Origin of the sequence: Pseudomonas sp. ESBL9, from assembly GCF_036668715.1 — a bacterium.
Taxonomy (GTDB): domain Bacteria; phylum Pseudomonadota; class Gammaproteobacteria; order Pseudomonadales; family Pseudomonadaceae; genus Aquipseudomonas; species Aquipseudomonas lundensis.
Map to the genome: position 1 here is coordinate 1 of NZ_JAZEVV010000007.1, position 17226 is coordinate 17226.

General features: G+C 55.7%; 15 protein-coding genes. 13 read left to right on the forward strand and 2 right to left on the reverse strand.

The annotated features are described in order from the left end of the window. Positions 1–276: 276 nt before the first annotated feature. The 13 genes from V6F78_RS18405 (at position 277) to V6F78_RS22485 (ending at position 12689) form a co-directional block, all read left to right on the forward strand. Positions 277–936: a paraquat-inducible protein A gene (locus V6F78_RS18405; protein WP_047292204.1), complete on the forward strand. Its 660-nt coding sequence runs from the start codon at positions 277–279 to the stop codon at positions 934–936. After that, positions 923–1546, forward strand: coding sequence for a paraquat-inducible protein A (locus V6F78_RS18410; RefSeq protein ID WP_047292205.1), 624 nt, complete (start codon positions 923–925; stop codon positions 1544–1546). The genes V6F78_RS18405 and V6F78_RS18410 overlap by 14 nt, the downstream gene beginning before the upstream one ends. Beyond that, a complete protein-coding gene (locus V6F78_RS18415; protein WP_047292207.1) occupies positions 1539–3842 on the forward strand; it encodes a PqiB family protein in 2304 nt (767 codons plus the stop codon). The genes V6F78_RS18410 and V6F78_RS18415 overlap by 8 nt, the downstream gene beginning before the upstream one ends. A gap of 408 nt (positions 3843–4250) precedes the next feature. Further along, positions 4251–4781: a fimbrial protein gene (locus tag V6F78_RS18420; RefSeq protein ID WP_047275303.1), complete on the forward strand. Its 531-nt coding sequence runs from the start codon at positions 4251–4253 to the stop codon at positions 4779–4781. Between the two features lie 53 nt (positions 4782–4834). Continuing rightward, positions 4835–5398, forward strand: a complete 564-nt coding sequence (locus V6F78_RS18425) for a fimbrial protein (protein ID WP_052893264.1) — start codon at positions 4835–4837, stop codon at positions 5396–5398. After that, positions 5399–7957 (forward strand): outer membrane usher protein, encoded by a 2559-nt coding sequence (locus V6F78_RS18430; RefSeq protein WP_094990568.1) that lies wholly within the window; start codon positions 5399–5401, stop codon positions 7955–7957. A gap of 17 nt (positions 7958–7974) precedes the next feature. Next, the gene (locus V6F78_RS18435; protein WP_254658297.1) at positions 7975–8715 is read left to right on the forward strand and encodes a fimbria/pilus periplasmic chaperone; all 741 of its coding nucleotides are present in this window, start codon (positions 7975–7977) and stop codon (positions 8713–8715) included. A gap of 21 nt (positions 8716–8736) precedes the next feature. Beyond that, positions 8737–9309: a fimbrial protein gene (locus V6F78_RS18440; protein ID WP_047292210.1), complete on the forward strand. Its 573-nt coding sequence runs from the start codon at positions 8737–8739 to the stop codon at positions 9307–9309. Then, complete coding sequence (locus V6F78_RS18445; RefSeq protein ID WP_052959370.1) at positions 9302–9814, forward strand: fimbrial protein; 513 nt, start codon at positions 9302–9304, stop codon at positions 9812–9814. The genes V6F78_RS18440 and V6F78_RS18445 overlap by 8 nt, the downstream gene beginning before the upstream one ends. Before the next feature lie 13 nt (positions 9815–9827). Then, positions 9828–10307 carry a fimbrial protein gene (locus tag V6F78_RS18450; RefSeq protein WP_047292212.1) on the forward strand — a complete coding sequence of 160 codons (480 nt, stop codon included), beginning with the start codon at positions 9828–9830 and terminating at the stop codon, positions 10305–10307. Positions 10308–10378: 71 nt separating this feature from the next. After that, positions 10379–10861 carry a fimbrial protein gene (locus V6F78_RS18455; protein ID WP_238934043.1) on the forward strand — a complete coding sequence of 161 codons (483 nt, stop codon included), beginning with the start codon at positions 10379–10381 and terminating at the stop codon, positions 10859–10861. A 262-nt stretch (positions 10862–11123) separates the two neighbouring features. After that, on the forward strand, positions 11124–11738 hold the full coding sequence (locus V6F78_RS18460; protein ID WP_169840195.1) for an MrpH family fimbial adhesin: 615 nt from the start codon (positions 11124–11126) through the stop codon (positions 11736–11738). A 579-nt stretch (positions 11739–12317) separates the two neighbouring features. Next, positions 12318–12689 (forward strand): MrpH family fimbial adhesin, encoded by a 372-nt coding sequence (locus V6F78_RS22485; protein WP_420916731.1) that lies wholly within the window; start codon positions 12318–12320, stop codon positions 12687–12689. A 113-nt stretch (positions 12690–12802) separates the two neighbouring features. Here V6F78_RS22485 and V6F78_RS18465 read toward each other — a convergent pair whose 3' ends face one another. Next, on the reverse strand, positions 12803–16381 hold the full coding sequence (locus V6F78_RS18465; protein WP_332727991.1) for an ATP-binding protein: 3579 nt from the start codon (positions 16379–16381) through the stop codon (positions 12803–12805). A 47-nt stretch (positions 16382–16428) separates the two neighbouring features. After that, on the reverse strand, positions 16429–17058 hold the full coding sequence (locus tag V6F78_RS18470; protein WP_047292219.1) for a response regulator transcription factor: 630 nt from the start codon (positions 17056–17058) through the stop codon (positions 16429–16431). Positions 17059–17226: the final 168 nt, after the last annotated feature.

Genomic DNA, 17226 nt, shown 5'->3' on the forward strand with positions numbered 1-17226 from the left:
CATCGCCGATGGTAGTGTGGGGTTTCCCCATGTGAGAGTAGGTCATCGTCAAGATTAAATTCCAAAATCCCTGTCTGCTCACGCAGACAGGGATTTTGTTTTTGTGCCTGAAAAAGAGCCTTCAGGTTATCTCTGCTGGGCACCTTCATCCCCAATCCTGCAGCCTTCCAGCCTTGTTTCGCCCGCCTCCGCCTAAAGTCCTACAAATAGGCAGCGTCATTTCGTAGTTCGCACACTAGAATAGGCGCATTCATTTTCAAGCCAGAGACTCCTTATATGCCAGATCCGGTTGACGCCCGCAGGGTGTCAGATTTACCGCTGGGTGAGTTAGTGGCCTGCCATGAGTGCGATCTGTTGATGCGTAAGCCGCATCTCGCCCTCGGTGAAAAAGCTCAATGCCCGCGCTGTGGTTATGAGCTCTACGCCCATCGGCATAACGTCGTAGAACGCAGCCTTGCACTCGTTATCGCCGCATTGCTGTTGTACGTCCCCGCGAACTTTTTGCCCATCATGCAACTCAATCTGTTGGGCCAAGCGACTCAAGACACTGTCTGGAGCGGTGTGGTCGGCCTGTTTGACACAGGCATGCAAGGCATCGCCGTGGTTGTGTTCTTGTGCAGCATGGGGATTCCGCTGCTCAAACTGCTGTGCCAACTGGCAGTCTTACTCAGCATTCGCTTGAATATCGGCCGCTCCTACGGATTGCTGATCTACAGGATTTATCACCACTTGAAAGACTGGGGCATGCTCGAGGTGTACCTGATGGGCGTGTTGGTGGCCATTGTGAAGTTGGCTGACATGGCAGAGTTAAGTCTGGGCCTTGGCTTGACGTGCTTTGTAAGTCTTTTGCTGGTCCAGGTCTGGTTGGAAGTTGTCATGTCGCCTCATCAGATCTGGCAGGCCCTTTCAGGGGAGGACACTCATGCGTGCGATTGATGCGGGCATTTTGATATGCGCCGAGTGCCACGAGTTGAATCGGCAAGACGCAGAAGCTGACGAGCAAACCTGTACCCGTTGCGGGGCATGGGTGCATGCACGGCGCCCTGACAGCCTGATGCGCACCTGGGCGTTACTGCTGACGTCCGCCATTCTGTACATCCCCGCCAACCTGTTGCCCATCATGACCGTCAGTTCGCTCGGTCAGGGATCTCCGAGCACCATCATGGCCGGCGTCATAGAGTTGGTGCAGCACGGCATGATCCCGATTGCCGCTGTGGTCTTTATCGCCAGTATTCTGGTGCCAACGTTCAAACTGGTGGGCATTGCCTTGCTGCTGTTCTCGGTGCAGCGCCGTCAGCCTTTATCGGCCCGCCAGCGCATCATCATGTACCGGTTTATCGAATTCATTGGTCGCTGGTCGATGCTGGATATTTTTGTCATCGCCATTCTGGTGGCGGTGGTCAACTTTGGGCGAATAGCCAGCGTAGAGGCCAACCTCGGCGCTGTGGCCTTTGCCAGTGTGGTGATATTAACAATGCTTGCTGCTGTTACTTTTGATCCCCGACTGATTTGGGATAACACGGAGTCGGACGACGACCATGAGTGATTTACCTACCGCAAAAACCCGCCCGGCATCTAACTGGTCGGCCATCTGGATTCTTCCTCTGATCGCGCTGGTTATCGGCGGCTGGTTGGGATGGCGTGCCTACAGTGAAACCGGCATCAACATCCAGGTTCGATTCGAAAGCGGGGAAGGGATCGTCGCCAACAAGACCGAAGTGGTCTACAAAGGCATGCCTGTGGGTAAGGTAAAAACCTTGGCGCTCGATGAGGATGGTCCCAGTAAAGGGGTAATTGCCACCGTTGAGATGGACAAGGATGTTGAGCGTTACCTGAGAACCAATACCCGTTTCTGGCTGGTCAAACCCAGCGTCACATTGGCTGGTATTACGGGCCTTGAAACCCTGGTATCGGGTAACTACATCGCTGTCAGCCCCGCCGATGGCGAGCCCACACGCAAGTTCAAGGCCCTGTCGCAAGAGCCGCCTTTGTCGGATGCCAAGCCGGGTCTGCACTTGACCCTTAAAGCCGAACGACTCGGGTCGCTTAACCGTGGCAGCCCGGTGTTCTACAAGCAGATTCAGGTCGGCCAGATCAAAAGCTACGTGCTGTCTGAAGACCAGAGCACCGTGGAGGTCAAGGTTTACATTGAACCGACCTACGCCAATCTGGTGCGCAAACACACGCGCTTCTGGAACGCCAGTGGCATCAGCATTGACGCCAACTTGTCCGGGCTGAAGCTGCGCAGCGAATCGCTGGCCAGCATCGTCGCCGGCGGGATTGCCTTCGCCACCCCTGAAAACCGCCAGGACAGCCCGCCAACGGATCCCAACCTGCCGTTCCGTTTGTATGAAGACTTCGACGCCGCTCAGGCCGGTATCAAGGTCAAAGTTAAACTCAGTGACTTTGAAGGCCTGCAAGCTGGCCGCACGCCCGTTATGTACAAAGGTATCCAGGTGGGCAGCCTGAAAGGCCTGAAGGTCGACCCTGATCTCACCAGCGCAAGCGCAGAACTGGCCCTGGATCCGCTGGCCGAAGATTATTTGGTCGAAGGCACTCAGTTCTGGGTCGTCAAACCTTCGATTTCGCTGGCCGGTATCACCGGGCTTGAAGCCTTGGTCAAAGGTAACTACATCGCGATTCGGCCGGGTGACAAAGGCAGCAAGCCGGAGCGTGAGTTTGTTGCACGCCCCAAAGCGCCGCCTCTTGACCTGCGCTCACCGGGTCTGCACATGGTGCTGTTCACCGATAACCTCGGCTCACTCGATGTAGGCAGCCCGATTCTCTACAAGCAAGTCAAAGTCGGTTCGGTGCAGAGCTACCAATTTTCGCGCACGAAAAAGCAATTGATCATTGGCGTGCACATCGAGAAGGAATATGAAGGTCTGGTCAACGGCTCCACCCGTTTCTGGAACGCCAGCGGTGTGACGTTGACAGGCGGCCTGACCGGCGGCATTCAGGTCAAAAGTGAATCATTGCAAAGTCTGATGGCAGGCGGCATTGCCTTTGAGACCCCGAAAGCCGCAGCCCCCCTGCAAAAACGCATCCCGCGTTTCCGCCTGTTCAAAGATCGCGACGCGGCCATGGAGCAAGGTGTGCCGGTCACCATCAAAGTCGCGCGGGCAGACGGCTTGAGCAGCGGCTCGCCCATTCGTTTCAAGGGCCTCACCGTGGGCAAAATTGAAAGTGTCGACCTGAGTGATGACTTGCAGTCAGTCCTGCTTCAGGCCCGTATTACTGAAGTGCCGGAGCGCATTGCACGGGTAGGGACCCAATTCTGGGTGGTCAAACCCGAGTTGGGCCTCATGAAAACCGCCAACCTCGAAACCCTGGTGACAGGCCAATACCTTGAGGTGCAACCCGCGCCGAAAGACCGTGGCCCGCAAAGCCATTTCGTCGCCCTCGATCAGGCGCCTGACGCCACCGTGCCTGAAGCCGGGTTGCGCCTGGTGTTGAGTGCCGCACGTCGAGGCTCCCTCAAAGAAGGCGTGCCCGTCACCTACCGGGAAGTCACCGTGGGCAAAGTCACGGGCTATGAGCTGGGCAACACGGCAGACCGCGTGCTGGTTCATATCCTGATTGAGCCCCGTTATGCACCGTTGGTGCGCAGCGGCAGCCGCTTCTGGAACAGCAGCGGGTTCGGTGTCGACTTCGGGTTGTTCAAAGGGGCAACGATTCGTACGGAATCGCTCGAAACCCTCGTACAGGGTGGTATCGCGTTTGCCACGCCGGACGATGACAAAATGGGCAACCAGGCCCGCCCGCAACAGACCTTCCCGCTCTTCGACAAATTTGAAGAGGAATGGCTGCAGTGGGCCCCCAAAATACCCCTCGCAAAGTGACCTTATAAGGTCGCCGTTTAACTAGCCTCCCTCTCAAAGGCCGCGATCATTCAATGATCGCGGCCTTTTTGCATTGTGCGTTTCCTGCTGCCTGCTGCTTCCTCTACCTATTTGAAATTGTTCAGAGAATTCCTACGTCAGATTTAAGTACGGTGCGCTAACTTCATATCAGTTTTCACCGACGGGGGTTTTAACTTGGGAATATAAAGAAACGGAGTTCTTGTGTTTTTCCTTTGTTTTAGAAGTGCGGTAAAACTCGCAGGTCTGGGTGGCCAACTTCACGGTTGTTTAATCTGAAGTGCGTTATATTTTTGCCCGGTATTAATAAGTAAGGAAACTACGGGTGAAAGGCCGGCCTTTCAATAAGAGCTGTTTCGGTTCTTTTATTAATTAAATGGGAATACACGAATGAAGTACGTACTTAAATCTGCTTTGGCTTCTATGGTCTTGCTGGCGGGCTCGGCCTCCATTGCACACGCAGCAGGGGCGGGGTCGGGCACTGTCACGTTCGAGGGCGCGATCATTGAAGCTGCGTGCTCTATCAAGCCAGAAAGCGTTGATCAGACCGTCAGCCTGGGTCAGGTCGCCAGATCGCAGTTGGCAGATGGCGGTTACGCTGATCCAGAACCCTTCTACATCAAGCTTGTAGGCTGTGACACCAGCACCCTTAAAACCGTGACCACCACCTTTACCGGTGCCGAGTCAGCTGCGGTTCCTGGCGCGCTGGGGATTGTCGGTACAGCCAGTGGCGCAGGCATCATGATGCGCGACGGTACCGGTACGCAAATCGTGCTCGGTACAGCGACCAAGCCACAAGCCCTGCAGGATGGAGACAACCAATTGTCCTTCGGCGCTTACTTGCAAGGCAGCACCGCAACGGATGCTGTCAAACCTGGCAAGTTCACAGCCGTTACTAACTTCTCATTGGCTTACCAATAAGTACTTGCCCTGCCACCGCGAGGTGGCAGGGCTAAGTTAATGGGATCAACAACGTGAAAGCACTTTCACCGGCAGCTCTTGCAACGTCACTTGTTCTTTTAACGCTGTCTGTTAATACGGTGCTCGCCGCAGGACAAGGCAGCGGTATTGTCAGGTTGGGTGGAGAAATCATTGATACGGCCTGCACCCTGGATACCGGCAGTGCCTTTCAAATTATAGAAATGGACCCGGCGCCTGTAGGGCGACTTATTCGTGAAGGTGAAGGCGATCCGCATCCGTTTACCTTGCGCTTGGTGGGCTGCTCGCTGACCCGCTACGACCCCGATCACATCGGTGAACGGCTGCCCGACTGGCAGCATGTCAGGGTGACTTTTGAAGGGGAGCCCGATCGAGAAGGGCGTTCGTTTGCGGCGACAGGGACCTCGCAAGGGGTTGCGCTGCACATCATCGATGCGCAGGGCCGCGAAAGTTTGCCAGGCGTGCCGATGCCGCTTGTTCCATTCTCTGCCACCAAAGATCAGGTGCTTCATTACACCCTTCGCTTGGTCGGCAATGACCAACCCATGTCTGTGGGTAGCCACAGCGCGGCGGTGCGTTTCAGGCTGGAGTATTACTGAATGAATGGGTTGTATGCCCTGCTGAGTCCTTCAGCAGTCAAGGCATTGTTGCGCCCGGGTTTTGTGGGCGGCCTGATGTCGATAACAAGCGCAGCGTTGGCTGCGGAGATTCAATTCAATACCGATATTCTGGACGTGAACGATCGCACCAATATCGATCTGTCCCAGTTTTCCCGCAGCGGTTTCATCTTGCCAGGTGTGTACCCGATGACTGTGCAAATGAACGCGCAACACCTGCCCGAGCAGCGCGTGGAATTTTTACCGCCCGACGATGACCCCAAAGGCAGCGCAGCATGCCTGACGCCCGAGTTGCTGGATCAGTTTGGCCTCAAAGAAGAAAAACTGGCCCAACTCACGTGGTGGAAAACGGCCAAGTGCCTGGACCTCAGCAGCTTGCCCGGCCTGGAAGTCAGTGGCGACCTGAGCACCTCAACCTTGCATGTCTCCTTGCCCCAAGCGTATTTGCAATACACCGCCCAAAACTGGGATCCGCCCTCGCGCTGGGATGAAGGTGTGCCCGGTCTGTTGGTGGATTACAACCTCACCGCGCAGTCCATTCATCAGGACGACAGCGACTCGCGCATGGGGTTGAGCGGTAACGGCACCGTGGGAGCCAATGCGGGCCCATGGCGGCTGCGTGCCGACTGGCAGGGAAGGGTCGATAACGACAGCACCCGGCGCACTCAGAATCTGGAATGGAGCCGATTTTATGCCTATCGGGCATTGCCTGCACTCCAGGCGCGCCTGACGGTGGGTGAAAACTACCTCTATTCGGATGTGTTCGACAGTTTCCGTTTTACCGGCGTGGCCCTGACTTCTGATGACAGTCAACTGCCTCCCAATTTGCGGGGATACGCCCCGGAAGTGGTCGGTGTGGCTAAAACCAACGCCAAAGTCATCATCAGCCAGCAAGGCCGCGTGCTGTATGAAACGCTGGTAGCGGCCGGGCCGTTTCGCATACAGGACTTGAACGATGCCGTCACGGGCTCACTCGATGTACGCGTCGAGGAGCAGGACGGGTCGGTGCATACCTTCAAGGTGGACTCGGCCAGCATTCCTTACCTGACGCGTCCCGGCACCGTGCGCTACAAGTTGGCCAGCGGGCGGCCATCTGCGCTGCATGGCGGCAACGAAGGCGACTTCTTTGGCACTGGGGAATTTTCATGGGGGATCAGTAACGGTTGGTCACTGTATGGCGGTGCACTGGGCGACAACAGCTACCGGGCTCTTTCACTGGGGCTCGGCCGTGATTTATTGGCGTTTGGGGCCGTGTCGCTGGATGCCACCCGTGCCAGAACCCAATTGCGGGATGAAACCTTGTCGGGTGCGTCCTATCGCCTGAGTTATTCCAAAAGCTTTGCCGAGTACGACAGCCAGATCACGTTTGCCGGATACCGCTTTTCCGAAAAGAACTACATGAGCATGAGCGAATACCTGGACGCGCGTCATTACGGCGGCCCGGTCGGTGGCAGTAAGTCGCTGTACACCGCGACGTTCAACAAGCAGTTCCGGGACGCGGGCGTGTCGGTATTTCTCAACTACAGCAATCAGTCCTATTGGGACCGTCCTGACCAGAAACGCTGGAACCTGTCACTGGCGCGCTATTTCAATGTGGGCGCGATCAAAAATGTCAGTTTCTCGCTGAACATGTTTCGTACCCAGGAGCGCGATCAGCCCAGCAGTGACGGGGTTTACCTCTCACTCAGCCTGCCGTTGGGGCGTACGGGGTCGCTGTCCACAAGTGCCAACCGGTCACAAAGCAAAAACAGTTATTCGGCGCGCTTCAGTGATCGCCTGAATGACCGCACCCACTATCAGCTCTCGGCCAGCAACACATCTGTCGGCGGGTATTTGAGTCATACGGGTGATCTTTCCGATGTCGATCTCACCGTCGGTCTTGAGGAAGATAACTACACCAGTTTCAGCCTTTCCGCACGGGGCGGAGCGACAGTCACTGCCAACGGTGGAGCGCTGCATCGTAGCAGCAGCATGGGCGGGACACGCTTGATGGTGGACACCCAAGGCGTGCCGGGCGTACCGGTTCGCGGTTACGGCAGCCCGACGCGCACCAATGCCTACGGTAAAGCCGTGATAGCGGACATCAGCAGTTACTACCGAACCGGGGCCAGCGTTGACCTGGAAAACCTGCCCAAGAATGTCGAAGCCACGCAGTCCGTGACCCAACTCACCCTGACCGAAGGGGCGATCGGCTACCGCTCGCTGGATGTAATCGCTGGCGAGAAAGCCATGGCCGTACTGCGCATGCCCGATGGCAAAGCGCCGCCTTTTGGCGCCACGGTGAAGAACGCCCGCCAACAAGACACCGGCATTGTGAATGACGGCGGCAGTGTCTACCTGAGCGGCATTCATCCGGGCGATCAGATGATCGTCAGTTGGGGAGCGGATGAGCAATGCACGCTCACGCTTCCGGCATCAATTCCAACGGACGGCCTGAGTTCTGAACTGAAGCTGCTCTGCCAGACCGGCACCGCCAAGAACGCTGTTGCGCCTCCCCCCACCGTGGGCACCCCTGACGACATGGAGAAGAAAAACTCATGAGTAACTCAACACGCTGTATGCCGCTGGCTCTGGCCGTTCTGACCGGGTGTTTGGCGCTCCCGGCGCAGGCTGCCATTGGTCTTGACCGAACCCGGGTGATTTTTGACGGGGCCAAAGATGCGGTGAGCATGAACATTGCCAATAACAACACCGAGCTGCCCTATCTGGCGCAGGGTTGGATCGAAGATGAACAGGGCAACAAGATCACATCGCCCCTGACCGTACTGCCGCCCGTGCAGCGTTTGGAGCCTGGCAAGCGCAGTCAGGTGAAAGTCCAGGCTTTACCCGGCGCCAAGTTGCTCGCCCAGGATCGCGAAACGGTTTACTACTTCAATTTGCGCGAAATACCACCGCGCAGCGACAAGAGCAACACGCTACAGATCGCGTTGCAGACACGTATCAAATTGTTTTATCGGCCTGCGGCCATCATCCCGAGCCAGCAAGAGCTGGCCAACCCCTGGCAAGAAAAGCTGACCCTTACACGGCAAGGTGACCACTATCAGGTCAACAACCCGACGCCTTACTACATCACGCTGGTGGACGCGCGCAGTAGCAAGGACGCCAAAACGGCAGACGACTTCGAGCCCCTCATGGTGCCGCCCAAAGGCTCTTTGACCTTGGGGCCACGGGCTACAGCGCTGGGTGCGACGCCTTATCTGACCTACATCAATGACTATGGCGGACGGCCTACATTGGCGTTTTCTTGCAAAGGCGATAACTGCGCGGTCGACCTTAAAGCGTCGCCCAAGCATGAATAACCGCAGAGGCTGGAGGCCGTCATGAAGTCTTGCTCAATGATGGTATCGCTTGGGCTGCTGCTGGCGACACAGCTCCAGGCGGCAGATGAACCGGGGATGTCCCACGACGGCATGCTTGATATTCGTGGCTCCCTTAATCATGCCCCCTGCGTTCTGGACATGACATCGGCGTTTCAAACCGTCGACTTGGGTAACGTGCCGCGCAGCTACCTGCAGCGTCCCGGAGACATGGCACCGCCCATCGCGTTTCAGATGCGCTTCATGGACTGCCGCCGCATTGCGGGCGGCTTGCCAGATGCACGAACGTCCACATTGGTCTGGAGCCCTTATGAACCCGTGCTCTCTGTGGCCTTTGTGGCCCCCGCTGATGCCGATAACCCCAAGCTGGTAAAGGTCAGAGGGGTGACAGGGATGGGGTTGCGGCTGACCGATGAGCTGGGGCGTGACATTCGCTTAGGCGCTTGGGGTGTGCCGTTATTTTTGACCAATGGCAGTGATGTTGTGACATGGCATGTTCAGCCCACGCGAACCTCGGCACCTCTGACCAATGGCGCCTTTAGTGCGGTGGCGGATTTCAGGCTCAACTATGACTAATCAAACCTTGTTGCATAAAGCAGCGGATGCCTGCGCAGTTTTTGTATTCAGTGCGTTGTTGTGCGTCGTTCCGCATCTGGCCTGGGCGGACGTGAATGTCACGATACGAGGCACTGTCGTGGCGCCTCAGGTCTGTGTGATTAACGGCGGCAGCACGTTGACAGTGCCTTTTGGCGACAATTTGCTGACGACCCGGATCGACGGTATCGAGTATCGACGCTCCGTACCGTACACCGTGACGTGCACAGGCTCGCCCGCGAATGCCATGACGCTCACCTTGACCGGTTCAGGTGCCTCCTTTGATGCTCAAGCACTGGCGACCAACAACCCAGACCTTGGAATCAAGCTGTATATCAATGGTGCGTCATGGCCCCTCAACACGATCATTAAATTTACCTATCCGACGTTGCCCGTGATGGAGGCTGTACCTGTTAAAAAGGCCGGCAGCACACTCAAAGGCGGGGCGTTTTCGGCAGTGGCCACGTTGGTGGTAGCTCAGCAATGAGAAGGAATGCGTCATGAAAAACTGGAAACAGCTTTCACTGTTGGCCCTGTGTACCGCAGGCATTCATGCCACGGCATCCGCCAACCTCTCGTTTATTGGCACATTGGTGGAGCCCCCCCTGTGCACCATCAACAACGGCAATACGCTGACCATCGACTTCAAGGAGGTTGGAGTCAACAAAGTGGATGGAGTCAATTACCGATTGCCGATGAATTACACGATCACCTGCGCGGGCAGCACGCTGCCATGGGAAATGATCTTGAGCGTTAAAGGTACGGCCACCTCGTTCGAATCGTCAGCGGTGCAAACGAGTGTCACTGATCTCGGGGTTCAACTCCTGCAAAATGGTCAGCCCTTTAAGCTCAACACGCCCATCGTCATCAACCCGGCGTCCCCGCCCGCGCTGGAAGCCGTTCCGGTGAAACGGCCGGGCACGACCCTCAAGTCAGGCGGCTTTAACGCAGCGGCAACGTTGCTGGCCGAGTACCAGTGATGGGGTGTGCAATCTCAGGTATGGGTTGGCGGCAAGCGGTAATAGTCGGGTGGCTGGGTGTGCCTTTGCTAATGCCTGATACAGCTGGCGCCGCCGATAACCTCAGTTTCACCGGTAATCTGGTCGCTGAAGCCTGCACGATCCGGCCGGGTGATGAAGCCCTAAAGCTCAAGTTCGACGACTTGTCCTCCCACTATTTGTATGTCAACACACGCACCGTGGGGCAGCCATTTTCGATTCACCTGGTCGGATGCGACACAAGCATTGCCGACTCGGTGACAACGACCTTCAGTGGCGTTGAAAACACCGAGTTGCCAGGTTTGTTGGCGTTAGCCGCGGGCAGTCGTGCGCGAGGCATTGCGATTGGTCTCGAAACCTTGACCGATGCGGCGCTGCCCTTAAACACGCCGAGTGACAAACAAACATTGAGCGCTGGTGACAACACCATCGAATTCAAGGCCTATGTGCGCGGAGAGCCTCGCGCCATTGCTCAACACGCCATCAGGGCTGGGTTATTCAGTGCCGTGTCGACATTCACGTTGGGTTATCCGTAACCGTTTAAGCACGATTGCCAGGGTGCGTAAGCATATGAGAAGAGTCGTAAGTTGGGTCGTGGGTGTTGCTCTTATAGTCGGCGTAGCGCCTCTATCAGTCGCCTGGAACTTAGTAAACAAAGCTAATCATGATCCGCATGTTATTAACTGGGACTTTATTAGTGTCTCAGGGTCTGGAAGTGCCTTTAATAACGGCGTTGCTAATCAATATCCCGGAAAAGTGGAGTGCCGAGGTACCGGGTGGGAATGCAACTTTGGACCCATGAGCGTGAGTTTTCCAGGGTCGTATTTTCCCATGGGCTGTGAGCCGGTGAATGGGGGCAACTGTCTGGATACGCCTAATACCGCCGTGAAAGTCAATAACAGCATGACCTGGGATCAAGCCATCAGTCTGTGGGTCAACCGTTATGGAACGACTTTACATCGGCACAACGCTTATACGTTTTATTCGATTACCACTTCGCTGTGCACCATGTGGGGGAGTTATACGCGTGGAGGTATTAAGATTGTGCCCAATACGCAGACCTGCGGAGGTGTACCCACGGTACCCAATCAATGCACGGTCAGCGGCGGCACGGTGGACTTGAATCACGGCATTTTAAATATCGGGGACATCAGGAATAAAAAAGTTGAAGTGTCTCGGCAGGTCAGTTGTACGCGAAGCACATCCATAAAATACAACGTCTCTTTGGGTAACCCCGTCGACTTGGGTAATGGAGTGAGTAGCCTTATTACGGTCAATGGTGTAGCGGCCGGGCAGGCAATTAACCTGCCCGGCGGTTCTTCTACATTGCGCATTGCTTCCACACTGACCGACAACGGTGCAAAGCCCGGGGGCTTCTCCAAAACGGTGGTGCTGATTCAAAGTTTTATGTGAACGTGAGTAAGTATCGCGAAGTGTGCAGGAGATGGCTATTGATGAGGGGATTAACCCTCTGGTCCGTTCATTGAAACAAATTGAGTGAGCCAACCCATGAAAACAGCTTCATTTTTGGCATTTCTACTGGCGTGCACGGCGCCCGCTGCGAGTGCCTGGAACCTTGTAAATAAGGTAAACGCAGACTCTCGTGGCATGCCCGGTGCAGAAAGCTTCGTATCGGTGACTTCTGGTAGTGCCAGTGCTTATGCAACTGATGGCAACGCGAGGCCGGGAAAAGTGATATGCAGCAGTGGGACAACGTGTCGATTCGGACCAATATCTGCAAGCATACTGGTCAATGGTAAGCGCACGGTAACGCCCATGGGGTGCACAACGTGGAGTAACTGTGGGTATCAAATTACGGATACCAATGTGGCAGTGACTACCGGCATGTCGTGGGATGACGCTATTAAAACCTGGGTGGCCAGATACGGAACGAGTATCACAAGATCCTACGCATACGCGTACTCAACAGACCCCGGATGGACTGTACGAATATGCGCTGCTTGGGGCACTTACACGACAGGCGGTTATTACATGTTGCCAGGCACTGACTCTTGCGCTACTCCCCCAATCCCTCCTAACCAATGTGATGTGCTAGGCGTGAGTGTCGATCTGAATTTTGGCGATTTAAAGATTGGAGACATCACTGGAGCCAGAAAACAAGCGACCCGCCAAGTCAGGTGTACGCGTAAGGCGAGCGTGCGGTATCAAGTGTCAGTCGGTAATCCATTCCCGTTGGGGAATGGGATCAGCTCAACCCTGACCGTTAATGGAATACGCGCTGGCGAAATGATTAGTCTGCCTGCCGGTACCTCAACACTGACCATCGCGTCCACGCTGACAGACACCGGGGCACGAGCCGGAGCCTTTTCAAAAACAGTGGTACTGATTCAAAGTTTTATGTGAGGAAGAACGTGTTGCATCCCTGATTAATGCCGTGCGCGAGCAAGGCCATGCGGATGTTTGTCTTTAAAGCAACCTTCTTTTCGAGTCCTCCTGGCCTCCAGGGGGGGGCATGATCACACCCGATACGCCTCAATCACTTCCAACACCTGCGCCATCGCTTCGTATTGCTCGTCCACCCGTTGCGCCAACTGGCTCCACTCCGGGCTTAGACATGCCTGCTCCAGGCGTTCGCAACAGTGGGTCAGGTGGGTGGCCTTGATCATGCGGGCGCCACTTTTAACTTTGTGCGCAATTTCGCTCATGCCCGGCAGATCGTTTTTAGTGAACGCATTCAATAACCCGCCCATGTCGTCTTCCAGGCTGTCGATCAAAGGCTCAAGCAGGTTCTTCAGGGCATTGGCATCTCCGCCGGTCAAATGTTCCAGCGCTTCAAGATCAATGAGCGGCGTAACCTGCCCAACATCCTGCTCGTTTTGCAGATTGACGGGCGCCCCGTCAGCGCTGGCCAGACGGGCTTCCAGGCTGTGCAAACTGATGGGTTTGAACAGGCAGTCATTCATACCCGCCGCCAGACAACGTTCGGCCTCTCCAATTTGAGCGTTGGCGGTAAAGCCGACAATCAAGGTGGGGGGGTTATTGGCTGCGGCTTCTTCTGCCCGGATGGCGCGGGTCAGCTCGTAACCATCCATTACTGGCATAGCGCAGTCGGTCATGATCATGTCGAAGTGGCGGCTGCGCCAGATTTTCAAGGCTTGCGTGCCGTCTTCGGCTTCCATCGCGGAATGGCCCAGATACCCCAGTTGTTGGGTCAGTAACTTGCGGTTTGGCGGGTAGTCATCGACCACCAAGACGTTGAGCGGTCGCGCATTGCTGGAAGGCAAGCGCGGGGTTGGCGCGGCGGGTGTTTGCGACAGCAGCGTCACAATATCGAACTGCATCGTGATGCATGTGCCTTTGCCCACGGTGCTGTTGAGCGTCAACGTACCGCCCATCAAGTCGCAGAGTTGACGGCTTATCATCAGGCCGAGCCCTGATCCGCCGGGCTTTTGCGCGCGTGTGTTCACTTGGGAAAAGGGGCTGAACAGGCGCTTTTGATCGCTGATGGAAATGCCAATGCCGGTGTCTTCAACTTGCACATTGAGTTGTAGCCGTTCGCCGTCCTCTGACCCTCTGGCCCGTACACTCAGACGCACCTGACCGGCATCGGTGAATTTGATGGCATTACTCAGCAGGTTGGACAGAATCTGTCGGAAACGCAGCGGATCAATCAATACATCCAGGTTGATTTTAGGGTCCAGCTCGGCACTCATCTGTATCCCTTTTTGTTGCGCCATGCCCTCAAACACGCGCACGGTGGATTGCACCAATGTCATCAACTGCGTGCGTTGCTGCTTGAGCGACATACGCCCGGACTCGATTTGTGCGATGTCCAGAATGTCCCCGATCAGCTCAAGCAAGCCGTGTGCCGCTTCGGAAGCCACGTTAATCGACGCTTTGTCCGCCACGCCTTGTTCGGCTTTTTTCATCGCCAGCTCCAGCATGCCGATCACGGCGTTCATCGGTGTGCGGATCTCGTGGCTCATGGTGGTCAGAAAATCACTTTTGGCCAGGTTGGCCTGGTCGGCATGGTTCTTCGCTTCTTTGAGTTGTTCGACCAATTGCTGGCGCTCGCTGATATCGATCCAGCCGCCGATGATGCCCATGACCGCACCATCGCTGCCGCGGTAGGGCAACACCCAGTGATAAATGGTCAGCACCTTGCCGTCGGGCAGGGTCAGCGAATGATCACGCAGCACCGGGCGCCCCTCTTGCATCACCTCCAGGTAGTCGGTGTGGTAAACCCGGCGCTGGTCTTCGGGGTTGAAGGTGGACTCCAGCAGGTTTTTGCCGATCACGGCTTCGCGGCTCACACCAAAGGCTTGCAGATACACCTCATTGCAAATCAGCAAGCGTCCCTCGCGGTCGCGCACATAGATCGGGTGCGGCGTGCCGTCGATCAAGGTGCGCATGAACGCCAGTTGGTCATTGAGGGCACGCTCGGCCTGATCGCGTTTTTGCACCAACCCCCGCAAATACGCAATCCACACCACCCCCACGGTCAGCACGCCCAGCAGCATCAGCGTCACTTTGATCACCGTCGAGCGATTGCGTACCCAGTAACGATTGTCCAGCACCACAGCGCTTTGCCAGCGGTTGGTCAGGGTGTCCATTTCCTCGGGGGAGATACTGGTCAATGCTTTGCCCAGAATCGAGTACAGCTCGTGCGCGTCGGGGTGGATGGCCAGTGCGAACTGGGCAGGGGCGACCCCGACGGTGCTGCGGATGCGCAGGCGTCCGCTGTACTGCTGCTTGATCAAATAACGGGCACTGATCAATGAGTTGATGGCACCGTCCACCTCACCTTTGGCGGCCATGGCCAGCGCGTGCGCCGAGTTGGGCGCGGACACCAGATTGACCTTGGGAAAATTTTGCTCAAGGTAGGTCTGCATCAGGCTATCGGTCACCAGCGCCACGCGTTTGCCTTGCAGCTCATCGAGGGTGGCAGGGCTTCCGGCTTTCAATGGCGTGACCAATACAAACGGCGTGGTGAGATAGGGTTTGGTAAAGCGCAGCACATCTTGCCGGTTGCTGCTGGGGGTAAATGCCGGTGTCAGATCGGCTTCACCCCGGCTGATCAGTTCGGTCAACTGGCTGACGGAAGGGCTGCGCACCAGATCAAACTTGAGCCCGGTGCGCACACTGATTTTGGCCAGCAAGTCCGCCGCCAGGCCGCTGAACATGCCATGTTCGTCATAAAAATTAAACGGCAGAAAATCTTCTGTAACGGCGACTTTCAGGCGCGGATTTTGGTCAATCCAGCGTTGTTCGGCGGGTGAAAAGTGCAGCGGCCCGCGGCCCTCGAATTTCATGCCGCTGACGCCCCAGCGGCTCAGGATCGCGTACTGCTCATCGCTGGGGATGCGCGCCATGGCCGTATTGATCAGCCGCAGCAGACGCGGGTTGGGGTGATGCGCTGCAAATGAAAAGGGATGCCCTTCAAGGCTGGAGAAGTCCTTGAGGTACACGTTGTTCAAGTAGTTTTTGTTGATCAGGTAATTGGTACTGATCGCGTCTCCCAAATACAGGTCGGCTTGACCGAACGCCACGGCGCCAATGGCGCTAAGGGTTGAGGCGTATAACTGAACGTCGGCTTGCGGGTATTGAGCTTTAACTTCCTCAATCGGCTGGTAGTGATACAGCATGGCCAGCCGCAGGCCACTGGGCAGTGTTTTTGTTCTCGGGTCATCGCCCATCCGAGTGACCAGTACTGGCGTGTCCAGCGCATACGAGGAAGAAAAGACCAGTTGCGGATCAGCCATTTCATACCCGTTGGCGGTCCCCAGCAGGTCGATTTCTCCCCGTTTCAACGCCGAGATCACGTCGCCCCGGGACGCGTACCGGCGCACTTTGAACGGGACTTGCAGCAAGTGACTGAGCAGGCCGGCGTAGTCCGCTGTCACCCCTTCAAAGTAATCACTGCCCGTGGAGATATCGAAAGGTGCATAGTCCGGGGAGGAAGTACCCAGCGTCAGTGCGGCTTTACCGGTTAACCATTGCCGGTCGCCTTCGCTCAAGTCCAGCGGGGGGATGTCGATTTGCGAGCGGGCCAATAGCTGTAAATCAACGGGATTGGCCTGGCATACAGACGTCATGCACAGCGATAAACAGAAGGGAATATATCGCCGGACTGACACGGTTTTCATTCGACCAGGTTATTGCGCTTGGCAAATTCGGCCAGGTACACCACTGATTTAATGTTGAGTTTGTTCAGGACGCGGGTCTTATACGTACTGACGGTCTTTTCGCTCAATAACATGGTTTCAGAGATTTTCTTGTTTGAGTAGCCCGACACTAAGTATTGAAGTGTGCGCAGCTCACGGTCAGACAGTTTTTTTATAAGTTGTAGGTCGCTGGGGTTGTCATTGTCAGCAGTGGCGACATTGGCATCCGGGTCATTTAAATAAATACGGCCACTCATCACATGATTGATTGCCTGAGTCAGCGCATCGACATCTTCTGTTTTTTCAATGAATCCGATGGCCCCCGCGCGTATACAACGATCCGCGAAAAACGCAGAGCCCTTGGACGTCAGAACCAAGACTTTAATGGGCAAGCCGAGAATGTTTAATCGCTTCAATACTTCGAACCCATCGAGCTTGGGCATCGACAGATCAAGCACGATCAAGTGCGGTACATGAGAACGCGCCAAGTCCAACGCTGTTGCGCCATTATCGGTTTCAGCGGCGATCTGGAAGTTGGCTTTTTCAAGGACTAATCTGACTATTCTTCGAATAAATGGATGGTCGTCTACGATAAGGGCTTTACGCATGATTTCTCCTACAACTTCTCAAGAGTTTCTTGTAGGCTTTTGTATTCAATGCTCACAAGTTGTGAAAGCAAAGCGCTTTTTAATGTTGAATAGTTTAATCGTTATTTAAAGTCATAAACATAGTTGTTGATCGTGAAGTGAAATTTCTAGCGTGCACTGGCCTGCTGT